Origin of the sequence: Microbacterium terrae, from assembly GCF_017831975.1 — a bacterium.
Taxonomy (GTDB): Bacteria; Actinomycetota; Actinomycetes; order Actinomycetales; family Microbacteriaceae; genus Microbacterium; species Microbacterium terrae.
In genome coordinates this window covers 1,174,614-1,194,085 of sequence record NZ_JAFDSS010000001.1, presented here as the reverse complement: position 1 = coordinate 1,194,085, position 19,472 = coordinate 1,174,614, and the positions used below count along the sequence as shown (strand labels likewise).

Sequence of the window (19,472 nt, the reverse complement as noted above, 5' to 3'; positions counted from 1 at the left end):
AACAGGATACAGGCTCCGGATGCCGCTCCCGCCGCCCCCGGCAGCGGTCGACGCATCCTTCGCACCGCCCACGAGACGATCCGCGCTCCGCTGACACTCACACCGTGAGAGACAATGGTGCTCCGCGACGACGCAGCGTCCTGCGCCCGCCCGCGGAGCGGAGGACACACCGATGACCGACGACGGACCGACAGGCGACGCCCTGCTGGTGGCTCAGGCCGCCGGCGGCAGCGAACGCGCGTTCCGCGCGCTCTACCGCGCGTACGTGCGGCCGGTCTACTGGCTCGCCCACGGCCTCCTCGGCGACGCCGCGGACGCCGAGGACGTCACCCAGGAGACGTTCCTGGTCGCGTGGCGCCGGCTCCCGGGGTTCGAGCTCGCCGGAGAGTCGCTGCTCCCCTGGCTCGTGACGGTGTGCCGCCTTCAGGCGGCGAACCGGATGCGGCGCCAGAAGCGCGATCGCGAGAACACGACCCACGGGGTCGACGACACGCTGCCCGCGACCGTCGACGTCGAGGATCAGGTGATCGGCGCCGACCTCGCAGACCGGATCCTGCACGCCGTGGAGGGCCTCTCGGCCCTCGACCGCGACATCTTCCGGCTGTGCGCGACCGAGGGGTACGGCTACCAGGCGGCAGCCGACGAGCTCGGCGTGGCGCACGGAGTCGTCCGCAACCGTCTCTCCCGCATCCGCACGAGACTGCGGACGGTCGTGAAGGAGAGCACATGAACGCCACGCAGAACCCGCCGCTCGAGGCATCGCTCCCCGAGCTCGACGACGCGCGCATCGACGCCATCGAAGACGCCGTCTTCGCCGACATCGCCCGCGAACGCGCGTCCGAGACCACCCGGCGCACGCGTCGAGGACGACTCTGGATGGGCGGCGCGGCCGCCGCCGCGGTGATCGCCGTCGCAGCCGTCATCGCCCCGGCGGTCACCGGCCTCGTGACCGGCACATCGAGCGGCTCCGACAGCGCGGCGGTGGCGCCGGCGATGGAGCCGGGCGTCGCCCCCGACTCGGCGACCGACTTCACCGGCTCCGAGGAGTCCGCGGGACGCGACGACGCCGGCGCCATGAGCGAGCCCGCCGACGGCATGGCCGGGCGCGACATCATCACCACCGCGTCCGCCTCGGTCGTCGTCGCCGACACGGCCGCCGCCGCCGAGGCGGTCGGCGATGCGGCCACCGCCGCGGGCGGGTACGTCGAGTCGATGAACGTCGACACGACGGCGACGACCTCGGCCCCGATCGAGGGCGACGGGGTCGTCTCCGACACCTACCCGTATCCGTATCCCGGCTCGGGCGCCTGGATCACGGTGCGCGTCCCCGCAGACGCGCTCCCCGATGTCGTCGCCGACCTCGGCGAGGTGGGCGAGGTAACGGCATCGTCGATCACCCGCCAGGACGTGTCGCAGCAGACTGTCGATCTGCAGGCGCGGGTCGACGCGTCCCAGGCCTCGGTCGACCGCCTCACCGAGCTCATGGGCGAAGCGGGCGACCTGTCCGACCTGATCGCCGCCGAGGCGGCGCTCGCGGAGCGCCAGGCGACGCTCGAGGCGTACCAGATGGAGCTGGAGAGGCTCGACGACCAGGTCGCGATGTCGACTCTCACGGTGTCGCTCGTTGCCGAGACCGATCCCGTCGAGGCCGACCCCGCCGGCTTCACCGATGGCCTCGAGGCCGGTTGGAACGGACTGGTCGCGACCCTGAACGGCATCGTGATCGCGCTCGGCTTCCTGCTCCCCTGGCTCGCCGTCGCCGCCGCCGCCGCCCTCATCGTCTGGGGCGTCGTGCGGCTGCGTCGTCGTCGCCGCACCGCTGTCGCGCCCCCCACGGACGACGCGGACTGAACCGAGACGTGACAGCGAAATGGCCCGGTCCTGACGGACCGGGCCATTCTCATCTGTGACCCCAGCGGGATTCGAACCCGCGTTACCGCCGTGAGAGGGCGGCGTACTAGGCCGCTATACGATGGGGCCGCACGCCTCCGACAGTGGACTGCCGGAGCCTGCATGGTGTTGCATTTGCCTGACTGGTGACCCCAGCGGGATTCGAACCCGCGTTACCGCCGTGAGAGGGCGGCGTACTAGGCCGCTATACGATGGGGCCGTTCAGGCAACCGTTCGATTATGCCATGCCCGGTCATGCCCGACCAAATCGAGCGCGCCGTCGGCGATCCGCTTGCCGCCCGCGCGGTGTGCGCGGTTGACTCGTGCCATGCGAGTCACCAAGTTCGAGCACGCCGCCCTCACCCTCGTCGAAGCGGACCGCACGCTCGTCATCGACCCCGGGAACTTCACGTCGCCGCTCGGGCTCGAGCGCGTCGTCGCGGTGGTGATCACCCACGAGCATCCCGACCACTGGACGCCCGCCCACCTCACGCGCATCCTCTCCGCGTTCCCCGACACCCCGATCTTCGCCCCCGAGGGCGTAGCCCGAGCCGCGTCGGACTTCGCGATCACCGTCGTCCACCCGGGCGACCGTGTGGAGGCCGATCCGTTCACCCTCGAGTTCTTCGGTGGGCGGCACGCCGTGATCCACGAGTCGATCCCCGTGATCGACAACGTGGGCGTGCTCGTGAACGACGAGTTCTACTACCCGGGCGACTCGTACGCCGTGCCCGCCGGCAAGCCCGTGCAGCTGCTCGCCGCCCCTGTGGGTGCGCCCTGGCTGAAGATCGGCGAGGCGATGGACTTCGTGCTGGCCGTCGCCCCGCGTCGCGCCTTCGGCACGCACGACATGACGCTGTCCGTGATCGGCCGCGACATGGGCCGCTCTCGTCTGACCTGGGCGGTCGAGCAGGGTGGCGGCGAGTTCGTCGTGCTCGATCCGGGCGACGGCACCGATCTCTAGCGGAGACGGTGGTGACGGATGCCGCGCAGCTTCGGTCGCGGCATCCGTCATCCTCATGCGGCGTCGAGGTCGGTCTCGAGGAGTTCGACGAACTCGCCGAGGGCCTGATCGGCACCCTCTCCCTCCGCCGTGAGTGTCACGACGGTACCACGGGCCGATGCCGCACCTCCGGGCCGCGTCGTCCGCATCCGGTCACGCGGCGACCGTCTGCATCGGCGCCTCGGCCTGCTCCAGCTCGGCACGGCCGACCCAGCGCTTGAGCGCCACCACCAGCAGTGCCGACACGACGGTCCCCGCCGCGATCGCGGCGACGAAGCCCCAGATCGGCGTGATCGCGAAGAACACGAAGATGCCGCCGTGGGGTGCCAGCGACTGGACGGCGAACAGCATGCTCAGCCCGCCGGTCACCGCACCGCCGACGAGCGACGCCGGGATGACCCGCAGCGGGTCGGCCGCCGCGAACGGGATCGCACCCTCGCTGATGAACGCGGCCCCGAGGAGCCATGCGGCCTTGCCGTTCTCGCGCTCGACCGGCGGGAAGAGGTCGCGGGCGAGCACGGTCGAGGCCAGCGCCATCGCGAGCGGCGGCACCATGCCGGCCGCCATCACCGCGGCCATGATGAGATACGGCGTCGTGTTCTCGGGCGAGCCTGCGGCGAGACCCGCGACGGCGAAAGCGTACGCCACCTTGTTGACCGGGCCGCCCAGGTCGAAGCACATCATGAGGCCCAGCACGACGCCGACGACGACGATGCCCGATGTGTCGGCCAGCGCGTTGAGCCAGTCCGTCAGCCACACCATCAGCGTCGCGATCGGGCGGCCGAGGAACAGCACCATCGCACCGGAGGCGACGATCGACGCGAGGAGCGGGATGATCGCGACGGGCATCAGTCCGCGCAGCCACCGCGGGACGTTCCAGGTTCCGATCCACCAGGCGACCACACCGGCGAGCAGGCCCCCGACGATTCCGCCGATGAAGCCGGCGTTCATGACGACCGCCATCGCACCGGCGACGAATCCGGGCGCGATCCCGGGCCGGTCGGCGATCGCGAATGCGATGTAGCCCGCCAGCGCCGAGACGAGGAATCCCATCGACGCCGCGCCGATCGCGAACGCCACCGAGCCGAGGTAGATGCCGAGGCCCCCGTCGGGGAGATCCCACAGCGAGTTCTCGACGATCACGTTGGTGGCGTTCCCCGGAGCGGAGTAGTCGTCACCGAAGAACAGGAAGCCCAGCGCGATGAGCAGACCGCCGCCCGCGACGAAGGGGATCATGTAGCTCACGCCGGTGAGGAGGATGCGCTGGATGCGAGCCCCCCACGACAGCGACTCCCCCGCCGCGGCGCGCGTGGTAGCCGCCGCCGATGCCGCGACGCGCGGCGCCCCGGGATCGCCCGCTGCGGCGACCGCTTCGGAGATGAGCGCGTCGGGCTCCTCGATGCCCCGCTTCACCCCCGACCGCACGACCGGCTTGCCGGCGAAGCGCTGGATCTCGCGCACATCGACGTCGGTGGCGAAGATCACGGCATCCGCATCGTCGATCACCTGCTGGGGCAGGGCCTGGTAGCCGCTCGATCCCTGCGGCTCGACCGCGAGGTCGACGGCATCCGTCCGTTTGCCGGCAGCGGTCAGCGCATCGGCAGCCATGAACGTGTGAGCGATGCCGGTGGCGCACGAGGTGACCGCGACGATGCGCGTCACGCCCGGTGCAGCTGCGGCCGGCGCTGCTGCGGCCGGCGCTGCCGCCGCGGCGGGCTCTGTCGCCGCCGGCTGCTCGCCCTCGCCGATCGCCGCGCGGACGATCGCGACGACATCGGCTTCCGTGCCGGCGGCACGGAGCGCGCCGGTGAAGTCCTCCTGCATGAGGCTGCGGGCGAGCTTCGACAGCACGGCGAGGTGGGCTTCGGCGGCGTCTGCGGGCGCTGCGATGAGGAAGACGAGATCGGCCGGGCCGTCGTCTGCCCCGAACTCCACGCCGGGGCTGAGTCGGGCGAACGCCAGCGACGGCGTCGTCACGGCCGCGGACTTCGCGTGCGGGATGGCGATGCCGCCCGGCAGCCCGGTCTCGTCCTTCTGCTCGCGAGCCCAGGCATCGGCGAAGAGCGCCTCGCCGTCGGTGGCGCGTCCCTGCGCCGCGACGCGGTCGGCGAGTGCGCGCAGCACCGCCGCCTTGTCTTCTCCGAGTCCGACGTCGAGACTGACGAGCCCGGTGGTGATGGTGTCGGCCATGATGACCTCCTTGTCGTGGGTGTGGTGCTCAGAAGGTGGCGACGGGCAGGTCGTCACCGGGAAGATCGGTGGGCGCGGGCGCCTGCGTCCCCGGGAGCGACGCCGCAGCGGCGCCGTACCGGATCGCGTGACGCAGACTGTCCTCGGCTGACGCGCCCGCAGTGTCTGCGAGCAGGTAGCCCGCGAGCGAGCTGTCCCCCGCTCCGACGGTGCTGCGGACCCGGATGCGGGGTGTGGGCGCCGCCCACGCCGCATCCGCGGTGACCAGCGCAGCACCCGCCGACCCGAGGGTCACGAGGGCCGCTGCCGCGCGGGACGGCACGATGCTCCGGGCCAGACGCACGGCGTCTGCGACCCGGTCGCCTCCGGTGAGAGGTTCGCCCACCAGTTCGGCGAGCTCGTCGTCATTGGGTTTGATGAGGTCGGGGTGACCCTCCGCCACCGTGCGGGCGAGCGCATCGCCCGACGTGTCGACCGCGATGCGCGGGGCCCCGGTGCCGAGGCCGCTGCGCACCGCCTCGATCACGCGCACGTAGAAGTCGCTCGGGGCGCCCGGGGGCAGCGAGCCCGCGAGAACCAGCCAGCGCGCGCCTTCGGAGGCCACGACGACGGCGGCGACGATCGCGTCGCGCTCGGCCGGATCGAGGGCTGCGCCCGGCAGGTTGATCTTGGTGGTGACGCCCGCCGGATCGACGAGGGTGAGGTTCGTGCGGACGCGGCCTGCGACGGGCACGGTCAGCGCATCGAGTCCCGTCGAATGAAGCGGCGCCCGGAACGGGTCGTCCTCCGCGAGCGGCAGCACCGCACGCACGGGCACCCCGGCGGCCGCGATCACCCGGGCGACGTTGACGCCCTTGCCCCCGGCATCCTCCCGCCCGGATGACGCGCTCTGCACGCCACCGGCCTGCAGAGCGGTGTCGAGTTCGATGGCGCGATCGAGCGACGGATGCGCCGTCAGCGTGACGATCATGCGATCCACACCTCCACGTCGGCGTCGGCGAGCGCCTCTTCCAGCACCGGCGGCGGCGCTGTCTCGGTCACGAGGACATCGATGTCGCGCAGTGCCGCGAAGCCGACGAGCAGCTCCCGCTCGAACTTCGCCGCGTCGGCGAGCACCACGACGCGGCGCGCAGAACGGACGATCGCGCGCTTGACGGCAGCCTCCTCGGGGTCGGGAGTGCTCAGCCCGAACGCCGCAGACACGCCGTTGGTGCCGACGAACGCCACGTCGGGACGAAGACCCTCGATGGCGCGGACCGTGTCGGCGCCCACAGCGGCGGCGGTCACACCGCGCACGCGTCCCCCGAGGATCGTGAGGGGAACCGATGCCGTCGCCGACAGCGACTGCGCCAGCGCCAGCGAGTGCGTGACGACCTCGGCGCCCGTGGCCGCGAGACGTGTCGGGAGCTGCGCGGCGACGGCGGCGGTCGTGGTGCCCGCGTCGAGGAACACGGAGCCTCGATAGGCGTCGCCGAGGGCAGCGAGCGCGCGGGCCGCGATGGCCGCCTTCGCTGCGCCGTGCTGGCGGCGGCGCTCGGGAAGCGACGGCTCGACCGTGCTCGCGGCTGTGCGCGGCACCGCGCCGCCGTGAACGCGGAGGAGAGCCCCCTCGGACTCGAGCTGCCCGAGGTCACGGCGCACGGTCTCGGTCGTGACGTCGAAGACACGTGCGAGGTCGATCACGCTGACGCGCCCATCCTGGGTGAGCAGGCGCTGAATCTGCTGCTGGCGCTCCGTCGCGTACATGGACCCTCCTTGGCTTATCCACAAGATACAACTCATTCCAACATTAGGCAACACTTTTCCAACATCGGGACGCCGCGGGTACTGTCGGACGGTGCCTGACATGCCCGCCGCCGAGGTCGAGATCACCACGGGATCGATCCGGCATCTGCTGCGGACCCAGGCTCGGGAGACTCTCGGCGACGCCGTCGACGATCCGCTCCGCAAGGTCGCGCAAGGGTGGGACAACGAGGTGTGGCGCCTCGGCGAGGCCTTCGCCGTGCGCCTGCCGCGCCGCGGCCTCGCGGCTCCCCTGATCGTGAACGAGCAGCGCGTGCTCCCCACGCTGGCGGCACTGCTCGCAGGCTCGGGACTGTCGCTCCCCGTGCCTGTGGTGGCCGGGCGTCCCGACGACACCTTCCTCTGGCACTGGTCGGTGGTCGCCTGGGCAGACGGCGACCGCGGCCTCGACATCCCACGCGCCCGCCGTCGTGGGTGGGCGCGGCCCCTCGCGCATGCGCTGCGGGCTCTCCACGTGCCGGCACCCGCGGACCATCCGGTGAACCCGGTCCGCGGCGTTCCTCTGGTGCAGCGCGACGCGGCGTTCCGCGAGCGCCTGGACGGGTTGATCGCGGTCCAGGCACTAACCGGCCCGACTGTGCAGACGCTCACCGCTCACTGGGATGCAGGGCTGCGCGCATCCGCGTGGCCCGGGCGGCCGGTGTGGATCCACGGCGACCTCCACCCGGGGAACCTCGTCGCGTCAGGGCCGGTGCTGCGCGGCGTGATCGACTTCGGCGACGTGACCGCCGGAGACCCCGCATACGACCTCGCCGTCGGATGGCTGGCCTTCGACGCCGACGGGCGGCGGGACTTCGACCGTGCGCTCGACGGGGCGTACGACCGTGCGACGCTCGTCCGCGCGAAGGCCTGGGCGTCCGCGGTGGCCGTGATCCTCCTCGCCCACAGCGACGACAATCCCGACTATGCGCGGCTGGGCACCGAGACCGCGGAGGAGCTCGGGGCGGATTCCCCCACCTGGCCCGCCGGCTGACGCACCCAGACCGCGACCTCACCGTCGTCGGCGCGGAAGCGCAGCACGGTGCCCTCCGGCAGACCGGTGCCCGAGTCGGCGGCGACATCGCGCCCGACCGTGAGGTCGAAGATCGGGTCGAGGCCCGCGCTCGCACACGTCGCGGTCACGATCGCCTCCTCCTGCGTGAGCACGAGGCACCGGGCATCGCCTGCGGCGTGCCCCGTCCAGACGCCGAGACCCGCGAACTGCTCGTACGGGACCATCGATCCCGCGGTGAGGCCCCAGAAGTCGAGTGCGCGATCCCACTGGTCACGCCAGGGCTGTGGATCGCTGGAGATGTCCAGCACCGCGTCCGGCGTGTCGTCGGGGTTGTCGGACGAGGTCGGCCAGAAGACGCCGATCGTGATTCCGAGGGTGAAGAGGACAGCGCCCGCCGCGATGAGCATGCCCACCCTGGCGCGCTTCCGGGACCTGTGCGGCGCTGCCGCATGCGGACCGCGCGCCTGTGGTGCGGCGTCCGGAGATGCCGTCGAGTCGACGTGACCCGCGCTCGGTGCCGCCCCCTCACTCGGGGCGGCCGTCGTCGGTGGGGGCGACGCCGACCGGTCATCCTCGAGCGGGCCGGGAGGCGCACGCCGGGCGGCCTCGAGCTGTGCGAGCCGGAACTGCGCCGCGGCGTCAGCGGTGATGTCCGCGTCGGGGCCGTACGCACGACGCCTCAGTCGATCGAGCTCGCGCGCCGAGTCGTCGTCGGAGCGTTCCGGCGTGCGAGCCGCGGCATCCATGGGACTCATTATCCACAGCACGCCGCTCGGTCGGACCGGCGGTGATTGTGGTCGCGGTCCGCGAGTCCGGCTTCACTGCTCCGCTCGACTGAAGCGGGCGAACTTCTGCCGGTCCGATTCGCTCCCTCCCGCTGTCTCCAGTCGTTCGGTGGTGTCCGCCACGTGCGCCGCCTCCGCGGCGACGAACCCGTGGAGCGCGCGCCGCGTGGGCAGATCGACCCAGAGCCGGATACTTCCGGCCTTCATTCCGGCACCGTTGACGATGGCGGCGCCTCCGATACGGTCGAGGAACGGCCGCACTTCCCCCGCCACATCCGTCGGCAGGTAGCCCACGTTGCGCCCGTTGGAGAACACGGCGATGTCGACCGACCCTCGCGAGTTGTCCGGTTCGCGCCGAAGGACGTAGGCGCGACGCTCACGCCCCTGGCGCTCGCGATCGTTGACGAGGTACTGCGTCCGCTCCAATGCGACGGGCCGCGCCGCCAACCGTCGCAGGTCTGGCAGGTCATCGTGGCGTTGGACACGCCCCGTGACCGCATGGACGAGCTCTTCCCACCATGCGGACATGAGCACCTCTCGTCGGGCCGGCGATTGCAAACGCGCGCTGACGTGCACCTGGTCGGTCAGGCGTGGACTCGGCCATCGTCAGGCGCATGCGCTTGCGTGCTCCCCGTGGTCGTGAACGCCACCGACTCCGCCAGTGCTGTCACCGCCGTCGCGCGATCATGCTCACTGGCGATTGCATCGGCGAACCGGGCGGCGGCGATCTCCCGCGTCGTGCGAACGCCCGCGCTGATGTCGGCCAGCCGATCAGCGAGCACACCCGCCAGCCCGTCCCGCAACTCTTCCAGGTTCGTGTTCGCGATCTCCAAGCGGCGATCGGAGACTGTCACCTCGACATTGCGGTATCCCCACTTGGTGAGGTAGTCGCGAGTCTCGTCGCCGAGGATCGCCGTCACCTCTTCCTGCTCGGGACGGCGGCTGAACACCGCCTCCACCGTGTAACGATCGGGGGCACCCTCTGTCATCAGCGCTGCAGGCAAGGAGCCCACCAGCACCGATCCCAGGCCCAGCGCCGCGGCGTCTGCACCGCTCGTTCCTGTCTGCGTCTTCATGACCTGACGGTACGCCCCCAACATGTGCGGCATACAGGTTCCGCGAACCTCGCGCGCGTCGTCGGCGGCGCCGGATCTGGCTGCGCCCATCCAGCGTCTCTCGATCGCGCCCGCCGGCGTCCGCGATCTCGCCTCCGGTCGCCTACCTGTGCGTTCACCGTGACCCCGCGAGGGGACCGCGCTACGGGGATATCCTGAGCACAGATGGCCCGGACTTCGTCATTGATGCGACACGATCTGTGCGCGCTTCACATGACAGGAGCACCAAGATGACCATCTCCCCGTCCGGATCGATCGCCGCATCCGTGCGGTCCGCGACCCCGAAGGCGCCGATTCCCTACACGGAGCTTGCGCAGATCGTGAACCGAAGCGGCTTCATGCGTCGTCGTTACGGCTATTACTGGACGAAGCTCGTCGCGGCCCCGATCGCCATCGCGGGCGTGCTCACCGGGTTCATCCTCATCGGCGACACCTGGTGGCAGCTGGTGACTGCGACCGTGCTGGCCGTCGTGCTCACGCAGGTTGCCATGCTCGGGCACGATGCTGCACACCGGCAGATCTTCCGCTCCGGCCGGTGGAACGACTGGACCACCTTGGTGATCGCAGATCTGCTCGTGGGAATGAGCTACGGGTGGTGGCAGCACAAGCACACGCGACATCACGCCAACCCGAACAAGATCGGCAGCGACCCCGACATCGAACTGCCCGTCATCGCGTTCACGTCTGAGCAGGCGGACCGTCGGCGCGCGAGCCGCAGCGGACCCCTGCGCTGGCTCATCGCACACCAGGGGGTGCTGTTCTTCCCGATTCTGCTGCTGGAAGGGCTGTCGCTGCACGCATCGAGCGTGCGTCGAGTGTTCTCGCGAGAACCGCTGCGTCGCCGTCCGATCGAGATCGCCTTTCTCACCGTCCGGATCGTCGGGTTGGTCGCGCTGGTGTTCTTGGTGCTGTCACCGGGGGTCGCCCTCGCCTTCATCGGCGTTCAACTCGGGGTGTTCGGCCTCTACATGGGTATGGTGTTCGCCCCGAACCACAAGGGGATGCCGCTCGTCCCCGCCGACCGGAAGGTGGACTTCCTCCGTCGTCAGGTTCTGATGAGCCGGAACATCCGAGGCGGCCGGCTGCTGGACACCGTCATGGGAGGGCTCAACTACCAGATCGAGCATCACCTGTTCCCGTCGATGCCCCGGCCGCACCTCCGCGAGGCGTCGGCGATGATCAGCGCCTACTGCCGGGAGCACGGCGTCGCCTACACGGAGACGGGCCTCTGGCAGTCCTACGGAATCGTCGTCCGCTACATCAACAGAGTGGGGCTCGGCGAGCGTGACCCCTTCGAGTGTCCGCTCCTCCAGCAGCGGCAGACCCCTGAGCCGGAACCCGCCAGCGGGCGGCGCCCGGGCGCGGTCACAGGAGCAGTCGCCCCGCGATGATGTCGGCGGCGATGACGCCGATTCGAGCCTGCGTCGAGCGCGCCTGACTCCGGATTCGCGCGAACGCCTCGTCCATGTCGATGTGCTGTCGCTGAGCGAGATATCCTTTGGCCTGCTCGATCACCACCCGGCTGTCCAGCGCCCGCTGGAGCTGCGCCTGCGTGAGCTCGGACTCCTCGACCAGCCGCTGCTGCAGGATGCTGATCGTGGCGATGTCCGCCAGCGCCCGGGCGGCCGCGGCATCGGCCGCATTGAGCGCACCCGGTTCATCCCGTAAGAGGTTCAATGATCCGAGCGTCGAGTCGCGCAACCGCAGCGGAATCGCGTGGATCGCTGCGAATCCGGAGGCGCGGGCATCAGCCGCGAAAGCCGGCCAGCGGTCGGCGATCGCGTCGATGTCGTCGACGGAGACCACCGCCCCGGTCGTCACCGCCTCGACGCACGGACCCTCCCCCACCCTCAGCTGCATCAGCTCCACGAGCTCGCTCCGCTCGCTCGTCGAGACGATCACCTCAAGCTCATCCGACGGACCGAGGAGGAGGATGCCTGCCGCCGCCGCATCGAAGAGCGAGATGCACTCGTCAACGAGCCGCTGGAGGAGGTCGACGACGTCGAAGTCGTCGACAAGGGAGTCGGCCAGGGCGACGAAGAGCTCCAGCAGCTGAAGCTCGCGTGTCGGCGCCATCATGACGTCATCCTAGGCGGTGCCCTGTCACAGGCCGAGGTCGAGAGCGCGGGTAGTCGGATGGCGTGACCGAGGCTGTCGCCGTCGCCGGAAGGGCGATCGGGTCCCGGTGCCGATGAACGCGGCCCACAGCCAAGGCGCCCCGTCTTCAGCGCCAGGACGCAACGCACGTCCGGTCGGAGATGATCGGTTCCGTCATCTCCTAGCGGCGTCTCACATAGATCGCCACGCCCTCTTCATCCTCGATCTCCAGGCGATACTCCTCGCCGCGGAACCACGCGGCGGTGGGAACCGATCCGTCGGACTCCCGGGCGAGGATTTCGATGCCGACAGTAGCCCAGCGGCGTCCGCCGGTGACCACCTCGTCGAACCTGGCGGTGCACACGTTCGGCGGATCCATACACCGAGCGTACGCCGCAGACATAGCGGACGTGTCCCGTCGCTGATCCCGGGCCCGAGTCAGACGGGTGAGAGGGCCTCTGAAGGAGAGTGGGTTCTGCTGGTGAATCCTGCAACAAACGAAAACCCCCGCCTGAGCGGGGGTTTTTCGTCTTGCTGGGGTACCTGGACTCGAACCAAGAACAACGGAACCAGAAACCGCCGTGTTGCCAATTACACCATACCCCAAGGCTGTCAGCCGAAGCCGTGCCGAGGATTGAGTCTACGCGACACGGGCACGACTGCCAAACCGAGCGTCACCCGCGCGCGTCGCGCAGGGCCGCCAGGCGCGCGACCGACGCCTCTTTCCCCAGGAGCTCCATCGACTCGAACAGCGGCGGCGACACGCGACGACCGCTCACGGCGACGCGGAGCGGGCCGTACGCGACGCGCGGCTTGAGCTCGAGTCCGTCGATGAGCGCAGCGGTGAGCGCGTCCTGCAGCGCGGCGGCCGTGAAGCCGTCGGCGGGCACCGCCTCGACCGCGCTGACCGACGCCGCCAGAACCTCGACGGCGTTCGCCGGCAGCGAGGCCAGAGCGTCCTCGTCGTACACGACCTCGTCGCGGAAGAGGAACCCCAGCAATCCGGGAGCATCGCCGAGCAGCTGCATCCGCTCCTGCACGAGGGGCGCAGCGGCGGCGAGCAGCGCGGACTGCTCGGCAGTCAGCGGATCGGCGACGACCCCGGCGGCCACGAGGTACGGAACCAGCCGCGCCGCGAAGTCGTCGGGATCGAGCAGGCGGATGTGGTCGCCGTTGATCGACTCGGCCTTCTTCTGGTCGAAGCGGGCGGGGTTGGGGTTCACGTCGACGATGTCGAACGCGGCGATGAGCTCGTCGAGCGAGAACACGTCGCGGTCGTGGCTGAGCGACCATCCCAGCAGCGAGAGGTAGTTGAGCAGGCCCTCGTGGATGAAGCCCTTCTCGCGCTGCAGGAACAGGTCGGCCTTCGGGTCGCGCTTGGACAGCTTCTTGTTGCCGGTCTCACCGAGGACGAGCGGCATGTGCGCGAAGCGCGGGATGAACGTGGTGACCCCGGCGTCGACGAGCGCGCTGTAGAGCGCCAGCTGTCGGGCGGTCGAGGGCATGAGGTCTTCGCCGCGGATGACGTGGGTAATGCCCATGAGCGCGTCGTCGACCGGGTTCACGAACGGGTAGAGCGGGACTCCCCCGGCGCGCACCAGGACGAAATCGGGGAACGAGCCGGCCGGGAAGGTCACCTCGCCGCGGATGAGGTCGACGTAGGTGAGGTCTTCGTCGGGCACGCGCAGGCGGTAGGCGGGCTGGCGCCCCTCCGCACGGAAGGCGGCCTTCTGCTCGTCGGTGAGGTCGCGGTCGTAGTTGTCGTATCCGAGCTGCTTGGCGCGGCCGGCCGCCTCGTTGCGGGCGTCGATCTCCTCGGCCGTCGAGTACGACTCGTACACCGCGCCGGCGGAGATGAGCTTGTCGAGCACCTCGCGGTACAGCTCGTGACGCTGCGACTGGCGGTACGGGGCGTGCGGTCCGCCGACCTCGACGCCCTCGTCCCAGTCGATCTCCAGCCAGCGCAGCGCATCCAGCAGCTGCTGGTAGCTCTCCTCGCTGTCACGGGCGGCGTCGGTGTCCTCGATGCGGAAGACGAGCTTTCCGCCGTTGTGACGCGCGTACGCCCAGTTGAACAGCACAGTGCGGATGAGGCCGACGTGCGGGAGGCCGGTCGGCGAGGGGCAGAAGCGCACGCGCACGTCGGCGCCGGCGGCGGTCGTGGTGCGGGGATCGGGTGAAGAAGACATCGCCGACAAGTCTAGTTGCGGGCGACTTCCGCCACGGGTGCGAGCAGCCGCGCGATCGCCCCGAGCGTGACGCGCACCGCGGGCACGCGGTCGGCCCCGCGCGCGGTGACGGAGTGGAGCGTGCGCGCATCGGAGCGCGGCAACGGCGCAAAAGCCACCCCGGGAAGCGTCGGGAACGACTCGGCCGCCATGCGCGGGAGCGTCGCCACCCCGATCCCCTGGGCGACGAGACTCTCGACGGCGACGACGTTGTCGGTCTCGAAGGCGATGCGCGGCGAGAACCCGGCGCGGCCGCACAGCTCGAGCAGGTGACCGCGACAGCGCGGGCATCCGGCGATCCACTCCTCGTCGGCGAGGCCGGCGACCGACACCTCCGCGGCGTCTGCCGCGTGGTGATCGACAGGCAGCACGACGAGCAGGTCGTCCGACCCGACCGTGCTCACGTCGAGCCCGCGGGCGCTGAGCCCGTGCGGGTCGTCGCGATCGCCCGGGTAGCTGAAGGTGAGGGCGATGTCGGCGCGGTCCTCCCGCACCGCCTCGACAGCCTCGGGCGGCTCCGCCTCGACGTACGTTACCGAGATGCCCGGATGCCGGTGGGCGAGGTCGGCGAGCAGCCGGGGCACCAGCGTGGGCGAGGCGGAGGGGAACGCGACCAGCCGCACGCGTGCCGCGTGCAGTCCGCTCAGCTCCGCCAACTCGGCGGCCGCGGCATCCAGCGCCGTCGCGACCGCGGAGGCGTGACGCGCCAGCACGCGACCGGCCTCGGTGAGCCGCACCGTCCGACCGGCCCGCTCCACCACTGCCACGCCGATCCTGGTCTCGAGGCGTCTGAGCTGCTGGCTCACCGCGGGCTGGCTGAAGCCGAGACGCGCGGCTGCCGAGGTGATCGAGCCGGTGTCGGCGATCGCCTTGATCACGCGGAGGTCGGATGCGTCGAACGGCGGCGCGGTGTCGCTGGGCACCCTGAAAACATAACGCAGAGTTATCGGTTGCATACGACACCTGCCGTAGACGGAAGAGATCGATGAGCGCAGGCTGGATGCATGCCCGCAACCGCCGCCCTCTCCCTCGACGCCGCCCGCGCCGAGTTCGACGGAGGGCGCGGGTACCTGGCAGCGTGCACGACGGGCATCCCGCCGCGCGCGTCGCGCGAGGCGGTGCGGGCGGATCTCGACGCCGCCGGCGCCGGGCGCATCGACATCACGACATACAGCGATGCCGTGGAGCGATCGCGCGGGCTGTTCGCGGCACTCGTCGGCGCCGCACCCGACCGGGTCGCCATCGCTTCGCAGGCATCCGTCGCGGCCTCGCTCATCGCCGCATCGCTCCCCCACTGCGCCGAGGTGCTCGTGCCGGCCGGCGACTTCTCATCGATCGTGCTGCCGTTCGTGCACGCCGGCCGCGGGCTCCGCGTGCGCACCGCGCCCCTCGCCGGTCTCGCGGAGGCGATCAGGCCCGACACCGCGCTCGTGTCGTTCTCGGCGGTGCAGTCGGCCACGGGAGAGGTCGCCGACCTCGGCGCGGTCGCAGCCGCCGCATCGCACCACGACGCCCGCACGTTCTGCGACGCGACCCAGGCTGTCGGCTGGCTGCCGATCGACGCCACGATGTTCGACGCCGTCGTCTGCCACGCATACAAGTGGCTGTGCTCCCCGCGCGGAGTGGCGTTCCTCACCGTGTCGGAGTCGCTCGCCGCCACGCTCACCCCGGTGCACGCCGGCTGGTACGCGGGCGCCGACCCCTGGTCGTCGTGCTACGGCGGCGAGGCGTCGCTCGCGTCCGACGCCCGTCGATTCGACGTCTCGCCGGCATGGCAGGCGTTCGTCGGCGCCGCGCCGGCCCTCGCGCTCTTCGCCGCGACCGACATCGCCGAGGTGCACGCGCACACCACCGCGCTGGCGAGCAGATTCCGTGATGGTTTCGGGCTCACCGAGCCGGTCCGCCCGTCCGCGATCGTCACCTGGGACGACCTCGCCGGAGGCGACCTCGCCCGCCTGTCCGCGGCGGGACTGGCAGCCTCGGGCCGTGCCGGGCGGGCGCGCATCGCGTTCCACCTGTTCAACGACGAAGCCGACGTCGACGCCGCGCTCGCGGCGCTGCGCTGATCCCGCGGTCTGCCGACCGGCCGTCAGACGCCGGACCTCAGCCCCTGCGCCACACGCCCGAGCGGCGAGAGCAGCATCGTGGCGATGACGAGTGCCGACACCACGAGAGCGAGTCCGCCGTAGCCGATCCAGCCGAGGACGATCCCGGCGAGCACCGCACCCACGGCGCCGACCATGCTCATCGTGAAGTCGCTCATGCCCTGGCGCCGGGTGCGTCGTTCCTCGGACGACGCCTCCGTCAGCAGCGTCGAGCCGGCGACGGTCGATGCGCTCCAGCCCAGTCCGAGCAGCACGAGGGCGACGGTGACCGCGACAGTCGACTCCTGACCGAACGACGCGGTCAGCAGCGCGGCGACCAGAAGCACCTGTCCCACCAGGATCGTCGGAACACGCCCGAGCCGGTCGGCGAGGATGCCGAACACCGGCGCGAGTGCGTACATGCCCGCGATGTGGAGGCTGATCGTGAGCCCGATGACCGTCAGCGTCGCCGCGTCGGCGGAGCCGTGCATGATGTGCGTCAGGTGCACCGGCGTCATCGCCATGATCGACACCATCGTGCCGTGGGCGGCCGCGATCGCGAACACCGCGTAGCGCGCGGCGGTCGCGTGATCGGGTTTGGCGATCTGCTCCCCCGTGCGGGGCGCCGATGCGACCACCTGCTGCGCGAGCACCAGCGGGTCGGGGCGGAGCATCGTGAGGTACAGCGCGATGGCGAGCAGCTGCGCGACCACGGTGAACAGGTACGGCCCGGTGAGCGGCGGCATGCCGACCAGGTCTCCGAGCGCTTCGCCCGGACCGGTCAGGTTGGGTCCGAGCACCGCGCCGATCGTCGTCGCCCACACCACGATCGAGAGGTCGCGCCCGCGCGTCGTGTCGGTGGCGAGGTCGACCGCGGCGAACCGCGACTGCAGGTTCGCCGCTTGCCCCGCGCCGACGAGCAGGAACGATACGAGCAGCAGCGGGAAAGCCCCGATGCTCACGGCGAACACGACGAGCGCCACGCCGATGAGCGCGAGAACCATCCCCGACGTGAGAGCGAGTCGCCGTCCGCGCGTGCGCGCCAGGCGCGCGAGCGGGATGGCCGTCAGAGCGGTGCCGAAGGTGAGGGATGCCGCGGCGAGGCCCGACAGCGAGTCGTTGCCCGAGATCTCTGCAGCAAGCACGGCTCCGAGCGACAGCGTCGCGCCGAATCCGAGCCCGCCGAGCACCTGACCGAGCGAGAGCACCCACACGGTGCGCCGCTGGACGCTCGCGACCGCCGCCGGATCGACGGCGACGGGCGGCGGCGCGGCGGTCACGTGCTGGTCACGCGGCGTCGCGGGCGGGGTTGCGGAGGATGCCGAGCCCGGAGATCTCCACCTCGACGACGTCTCCGGCCGCGATCTGGCCGACGCCCGCCGGTGTGCCGGTGAGGATGACGTCTCCGGGAAGCAGCGTGAAGGCCGCCGAGGCGTACGCGATCACGTCGGCGAGGGAGAAGATCATGTCGCTGATCGGACCCTGCTGACGGACTTCGCCGTTGAGCCGCGTGGTGATGGTCGCGCCGCCGTCGAGATCGAATTCGGTCTCGATCGCCGGTCCGAGCGGACACGACGTGTCGAACCCCTTGGCGCGGGCCCACTGTCCGTCGGTCTTCTGCCAATCGCGCGCCGTGAGGTCGTTGGCGATCGTGTACCCGAACACGTAGTCGAGGGCGCGTTCCGCGGGCACGTTCTTTGCGATCCGGCCGATGACAGCGGCGAGCTCGCCTTCGAAGCTGATGAACTCGGAGCCGTGCGGCAGCACGACGGCGTCGTTCGGGCCGATCACCGACGTGTTCGGCTTGAAGAACAGCATCGGAGCATCCGGAACGTCGTTGCCGAGCTCGGCCGCGTGATCGCGGTAGTTCCGCCCGACGCAGACGACCTTCGAGCGCGGGATCACCGGGGCGAGCAGCGCGACGTCGGCGAGCGGCACCCGCTCGCCGGTCGTGTCGAAGCCGGCGAACATCGGGTCGCCCGCGAGGACGACCAGATCACCGCCGTCGACGATTCCGTACTTGATGGCGTCCTGGTGGCTGAAGCGGGCGATCCTCACCCGCTCACCCTATCCCGCGCCCGTTTCGTCTCCGTCGAACCGTGGGTCTCCGCAGTGACCTCCGGCGGTTCGACGGAGACGAATGGCAGGGATCAGGCGTCGAGGCGGACGAGCCAGCCGTGCTTGTCGTCGCGACGCCCGTACTGGATGTCGGTGAGCTCCTCGCGCAGCGACAGCGCGAGCTCGCCGATCGGCTGCTCGTCGAGGAAGTCCTTGCCCTTGAGCACGCCGATGGGGGTGACGACGGCGGCGGTTCCGCAGGCGAACACCTCGACGATGTCACCGGATGCGACGCCGTCGCGCCACTCGGCGAGCGTCACCGGACGGGACTCCACCGTGTGCCCGCGGTCGCGCGCGAGCTGCAGGATCGAGTCGCGCGTGATGCCCTCGAGGATCGAGTCGGACTGCGGGGTCACGATCGTGCCGTCCTTGTGGACGAAGATCACGTTCATGCCGCCGAGCTCCTCGACGTTTCCGTCCTGATCGAGGAACACCACCTGGTCGCAGCCGCTGTCGTACGCCTCCGACTGCGGCAGCAGGCTCGACGCGTAGTTGCCGCCGGTCTTGGCCGCACCCGTGCCGCCCTTGCCGGCGCGCGCGTAGTCCTCGCTCAGCCAGATCGACACCGGCTTCACGCCGCCGGTGAAGTAGGCGCCGGCGGGAGAGGCGATGACGTAGTACGCCACCTTCTTCGCCGGGCGCACACCCAGGAACGCTTCCTTGGCGAACATGAAGGGTCGCAGGTACAGGCTCTGATCGGCGCCCGACGGCACCCAGGCGCCGTCGACGGCGACGAGCTCGCGCAGCGACTGCACGAAGTACGACACCGGCAGCTCCGGCAGCGCCAGGCGTCGTGCCGAGCGCTGGAGGCGCAGACCGTTCTGGTCGGGGCGGAAGGTGTGCACCGAGCCGTCGGCGTGACGGTAGGCCTTGATGCCCTCGAAGATCTCCTGGCCGTAGTGGAGCACCGCGGCTGCCGGGTCGAGCGCGATCGGCCCGTACGGCTGCACGCGCGGGCGGTGCCAGCCGCCGCCGGCGGACCAGCAGATGTCGACCATGTGGTCGGTGAAGCTCGTGCCGAAGCCCGGGTTCGCGAGGATCTCCTCGCGCTGGGCGGCCGACTTCGCGGCGAGGTTGCGGGTGACGGCGAACTCGAGCGGGGCGAGATCGGTGTCGGCGGAGTCGAGGAGGGTCATGTCATCACGTCCTGGCTGGGTTGGGCGGC

20 protein-coding genes and 3 tRNA genes are annotated in these 19,472 nt (G+C 70.7%); 6 read left to right on the top strand and 17 right to left on the bottom strand.

The genetic code is table 11. The features are described 5' to 3' along the window. Positions 1–172 precede the first annotated feature (172 nt). The gene (locus tag JOD63_RS05495) at positions 173–730 is read left to right on the top strand and encodes an RNA polymerase sigma factor (RefSeq protein ID WP_045276274.1); all 558 of its coding nucleotides are present in this window, start codon (positions 173–175) and stop codon (positions 728–730) included. Further along, positions 727–1,851 carry a DUF4349 domain-containing protein gene (locus tag JOD63_RS05490; protein ID WP_045276275.1) on the top strand — a complete coding sequence of 375 codons (1,125 nt, stop codon included), beginning with the start codon at positions 727–729 and terminating at the stop codon, positions 1,849–1,851. The genes JOD63_RS05495 and JOD63_RS05490 overlap by 4 nt, the downstream gene beginning before the upstream one ends. A gap of 56 nt (positions 1,852–1,907) precedes the next feature. On the opposite strand, the gene JOD63_RS05485 is transcribed toward JOD63_RS05490, so the two are convergent. Further along, positions 1,908–1,980: transfer RNA gene (locus JOD63_RS05485), tRNA-Glu, on the bottom strand. A gap of 54 nt (positions 1,981–2,034) precedes the next feature. After that, a tRNA-Glu gene (locus JOD63_RS05480) sits at positions 2,035–2,110 on the bottom strand. 108 nt (positions 2,111–2,218) lie between these two features. Between JOD63_RS05480 and JOD63_RS05475 the strand changes: the two genes are divergently transcribed. Then, positions 2,219–2,854 carry an MBL fold metallo-hydrolase gene (locus JOD63_RS05475; RefSeq protein WP_045276276.1) on the top strand — a complete coding sequence of 212 codons (636 nt, stop codon included), beginning with the start codon at positions 2,219–2,221 and terminating at the stop codon, positions 2,852–2,854. A gap of 53 nt (positions 2,855–2,907) precedes the next feature. Here the strand turns inward: JOD63_RS05475 and JOD63_RS05470 are convergent, their stop codons facing one another. Genes JOD63_RS05470 through JOD63_RS05455 form a run of 4 tightly spaced genes read right to left on the bottom strand, consistent with a single transcriptional unit; the run spans position 2,908 to position 6,829 of the window. Beyond that, positions 2,908–3,042, bottom strand: a complete 135-nt coding sequence (locus JOD63_RS05470; protein ID WP_407664972.1) for an HPr family phosphocarrier protein — start codon at positions 3,040–3,042, stop codon at positions 2,908–2,910. A gap of 4 nt (positions 3,043–3,046) precedes the next feature. After that, positions 3,047–5,083 (bottom strand): PTS fructose transporter subunit IIABC, encoded by a 2,037-nt coding sequence (locus JOD63_RS05465; RefSeq protein ID WP_045276277.1) that lies wholly within the window; start codon positions 5,081–5,083, stop codon positions 3,047–3,049. Between the two features lie 28 nt (positions 5,084–5,111). Beyond that, positions 5,112–6,053: a 1-phosphofructokinase family hexose kinase gene (locus JOD63_RS05460; RefSeq protein ID WP_045276278.1), complete on the bottom strand. Its 942-nt coding sequence runs from the start codon at positions 6,051–6,053 to the stop codon at positions 5,112–5,114. After that, positions 6,050–6,829, bottom strand: a complete 780-nt coding sequence (locus JOD63_RS05455) for a DeoR/GlpR family DNA-binding transcription regulator (RefSeq protein WP_045276279.1) — start codon at positions 6,827–6,829, stop codon at positions 6,050–6,052. Before JOD63_RS05455 ends, JOD63_RS05460 begins: the two co-directional genes overlap by 4 nt. A 100-nt stretch (positions 6,830–6,929) precedes the next feature. Between JOD63_RS05455 and JOD63_RS05450 the strand changes: the two genes are divergently transcribed. Next, a complete protein-coding gene (locus JOD63_RS05450) occupies positions 6,930–7,859 on the top strand; it encodes an aminoglycoside phosphotransferase family protein (RefSeq protein ID WP_245244297.1) in 930 nt (309 codons plus the stop codon). On the opposite strand, the gene JOD63_RS05445 is transcribed toward JOD63_RS05450, so the two are convergent. The 3 genes from JOD63_RS05445 to JOD63_RS05435 all read right to left on the bottom strand — a co-directional run bounded on the left by JOD63_RS05445 (position 7,790) and on the right by JOD63_RS05435 (position 9,741). Further along, on the bottom strand, positions 7,790–8,626 hold the full coding sequence (locus JOD63_RS05445) for a hypothetical protein (RefSeq protein ID WP_045276281.1): 837 nt from the start codon (positions 8,624–8,626) through the stop codon (positions 7,790–7,792). The genes JOD63_RS05450 and JOD63_RS05445 overlap by 70 nt on opposite strands. A 72-nt stretch (positions 8,627–8,698) precedes the next feature. Beyond that, entirely contained in the window at positions 8,699–9,241 is a 543-nt protein-coding gene (locus tag JOD63_RS05440) for an HIRAN domain-containing protein (protein ID WP_211088059.1), read from the bottom strand. 8 nt (positions 9,242–9,249) lie between these two features. Further along, positions 9,250–9,741, bottom strand: coding sequence for a hypothetical protein (locus tag JOD63_RS05435; RefSeq protein WP_045276336.1), 492 nt, complete (start codon positions 9,739–9,741; stop codon positions 9,250–9,252). Positions 9,742–10,010: 269 nt separating this feature from the next. Between JOD63_RS05435 and JOD63_RS05430 the strand changes: the two genes are divergently transcribed. Next, entirely contained in the window at positions 10,011–11,171 is a 1,161-nt protein-coding gene (locus JOD63_RS05430) for a fatty acid desaturase family protein (RefSeq protein ID WP_084613594.1), read from the top strand. Here the strand turns inward: JOD63_RS05430 and JOD63_RS05425 are convergent. From JOD63_RS05425 to JOD63_RS05405, 5 genes are all read right to left on the bottom strand, one after another. Next, on the bottom strand, positions 11,146–11,859 hold the full coding sequence (locus tag JOD63_RS05425) for a GAF and ANTAR domain-containing protein (protein ID WP_307803162.1): 714 nt from the start codon (positions 11,857–11,859) through the stop codon (positions 11,146–11,148). The genes JOD63_RS05430 and JOD63_RS05425 overlap by 26 nt on opposite strands. Positions 11,860–12,058: 199 nt before the next feature. Continuing rightward, positions 12,059–12,256 carry a hypothetical protein gene (locus tag JOD63_RS05420; RefSeq protein WP_045276282.1) on the bottom strand — a complete coding sequence of 66 codons (198 nt, stop codon included), beginning with the start codon at positions 12,254–12,256 and terminating at the stop codon, positions 12,059–12,061. A gap of 155 nt (positions 12,257–12,411) precedes the next feature. Next, a tRNA-Gln gene (locus JOD63_RS05415) sits at positions 12,412–12,483 on the bottom strand. Positions 12,484–12,551: 68 nt separating this feature from the next. Further along, positions 12,552–14,066, bottom strand: coding sequence for a glutamate--tRNA ligase (gene gltX, locus JOD63_RS05410; RefSeq protein WP_045276283.1), 1,515 nt, complete (start codon positions 14,064–14,066; stop codon positions 12,552–12,554). A gap of 11 nt (positions 14,067–14,077) precedes the next feature. After that, positions 14,078–15,028 carry a LysR family transcriptional regulator gene (locus JOD63_RS05405; protein ID WP_245618022.1) on the bottom strand — a complete coding sequence of 317 codons (951 nt, stop codon included), beginning with the start codon at positions 15,026–15,028 and terminating at the stop codon, positions 14,078–14,080. An 81-nt stretch (positions 15,029–15,109) separates the two neighbouring features. On the opposite strand from JOD63_RS05405, the gene JOD63_RS05400 reads away from it, so the two are divergent. Beyond that, a complete protein-coding gene (locus JOD63_RS05400) occupies positions 15,110–16,171 on the top strand; it encodes an aminotransferase class V-fold PLP-dependent enzyme (RefSeq protein WP_045276285.1) in 1,062 nt (353 codons plus the stop codon). 23 nt (positions 16,172–16,194) lie between these two features. Here JOD63_RS05400 and JOD63_RS05395 read toward each other — a convergent pair whose 3' ends face one another. The 3 genes from JOD63_RS05395 to JOD63_RS05385 all read right to left on the bottom strand — a co-directional run bounded on the left by JOD63_RS05395 (position 16,195) and on the right by JOD63_RS05385 (position 19,443). Further along, positions 16,195–17,469: an MFS transporter gene (locus JOD63_RS05395; protein ID WP_045276286.1), complete on the bottom strand. Its 1,275-nt coding sequence runs from the start codon at positions 17,467–17,469 to the stop codon at positions 16,195–16,197. Positions 17,470–17,476: 7 nt separating this feature from the next. After that, positions 17,477–18,247 (bottom strand): fumarylacetoacetate hydrolase family protein, encoded by a 771-nt coding sequence (locus JOD63_RS05390; RefSeq protein ID WP_045276287.1) that lies wholly within the window; start codon positions 18,245–18,247, stop codon positions 17,477–17,479. Between the two features lie 92 nt (positions 18,248–18,339). Further along, positions 18,340–19,443: a branched-chain amino acid aminotransferase gene (locus JOD63_RS05385; protein ID WP_045276288.1), complete on the bottom strand. Its 1,104-nt coding sequence runs from the start codon at positions 19,441–19,443 to the stop codon at positions 18,340–18,342. Positions 19,444–19,472: the final 29 nt, after the last annotated feature.

What these genes read in the sequence shown, in the direction of transcription:
- JOD63_RS05460 (WP_045276278.1), bottom strand. Translation starts at nt 6,053, where the DNA reads ATGATCGTCACGCTGACGGCGCATCCGTCGCTCGATCGCGCCATCGAA.
- JOD63_RS05420 (WP_045276282.1), bottom strand. Translation starts at nt 12,256, where the DNA reads ATGGATCCGCCGAACGTGTGCACCGCCAGGTTCGACGAGGTGGTCACC.
- JOD63_RS05490 (WP_045276275.1), top strand. Translation starts at nt 727, where the DNA reads ATGAACGCCACGCAGAACCCGCCGCTCGAGGCATCGCTCCCCGAGCTC.
- JOD63_RS05475 (WP_045276276.1), top strand. Translation starts at nt 2,219, where the DNA reads ATGCGAGTCACCAAGTTCGAGCACGCCGCCCTCACCCTCGTCGAAGCG.
- JOD63_RS05425 (WP_307803162.1), bottom strand. Translation starts at nt 11,859, where the DNA reads ATGATGGCGCCGACACGCGAGCTTCAGCTGCTGGAGCTCTTCGTCGCC.
- JOD63_RS05445 (WP_045276281.1), bottom strand. Translation starts at nt 8,626, where the DNA reads ATGGATGCCGCGGCTCGCACGCCGGAACGCTCCGACGACGACTCGGCG.
- JOD63_RS05495 (WP_045276274.1), top strand. Translation starts at nt 173, where the DNA reads ATGACCGACGACGGACCGACAGGCGACGCCCTGCTGGTGGCTCAGGCC.
- JOD63_RS05400 (WP_045276285.1), top strand. Translation starts at nt 15,110, where the DNA reads ATGCCCGCAACCGCCGCCCTCTCCCTCGACGCCGCCCGCGCCGAGTTC.
- JOD63_RS05450 (WP_245244297.1), top strand. Translation starts at nt 6,930, where the DNA reads ATGCCCGCCGCCGAGGTCGAGATCACCACGGGATCGATCCGGCATCTG.
- JOD63_RS05430 (WP_084613594.1), top strand. Translation starts at nt 10,011, where the DNA reads ATGACCATCTCCCCGTCCGGATCGATCGCCGCATCCGTGCGGTCCGCG.
- JOD63_RS05465 (WP_045276277.1), bottom strand. Translation starts at nt 5,083, where the DNA reads ATGGCCGACACCATCACCACCGGGCTCGTCAGTCTCGACGTCGGACTC.
- JOD63_RS05435 (WP_045276336.1), bottom strand. Translation starts at nt 9,741, where the DNA reads ATGAAGACGCAGACAGGAACGAGCGGTGCAGACGCCGCGGCGCTGGGC.
- JOD63_RS05455 (WP_045276279.1), bottom strand. Translation starts at nt 6,829, where the DNA reads ATGTACGCGACGGAGCGCCAGCAGCAGATTCAGCGCCTGCTCACCCAG.
- JOD63_RS05470 (WP_407664972.1), bottom strand. Translation starts at nt 3,042, where the DNA reads ATGCGGACGACGCGGCCCGGAGGTGCGGCATCGGCCCGTGGTACCGTC.
- gltX (WP_045276283.1), bottom strand. Translation starts at nt 14,066, where the DNA reads ATGTCTTCTTCACCCGATCCCCGCACCACGACCGCCGCCGGCGCCGAC.
- JOD63_RS05385 (WP_045276288.1), bottom strand. Translation starts at nt 19,443, where the DNA reads ATGACCCTCCTCGACTCCGCCGACACCGATCTCGCCCCGCTCGAGTTC.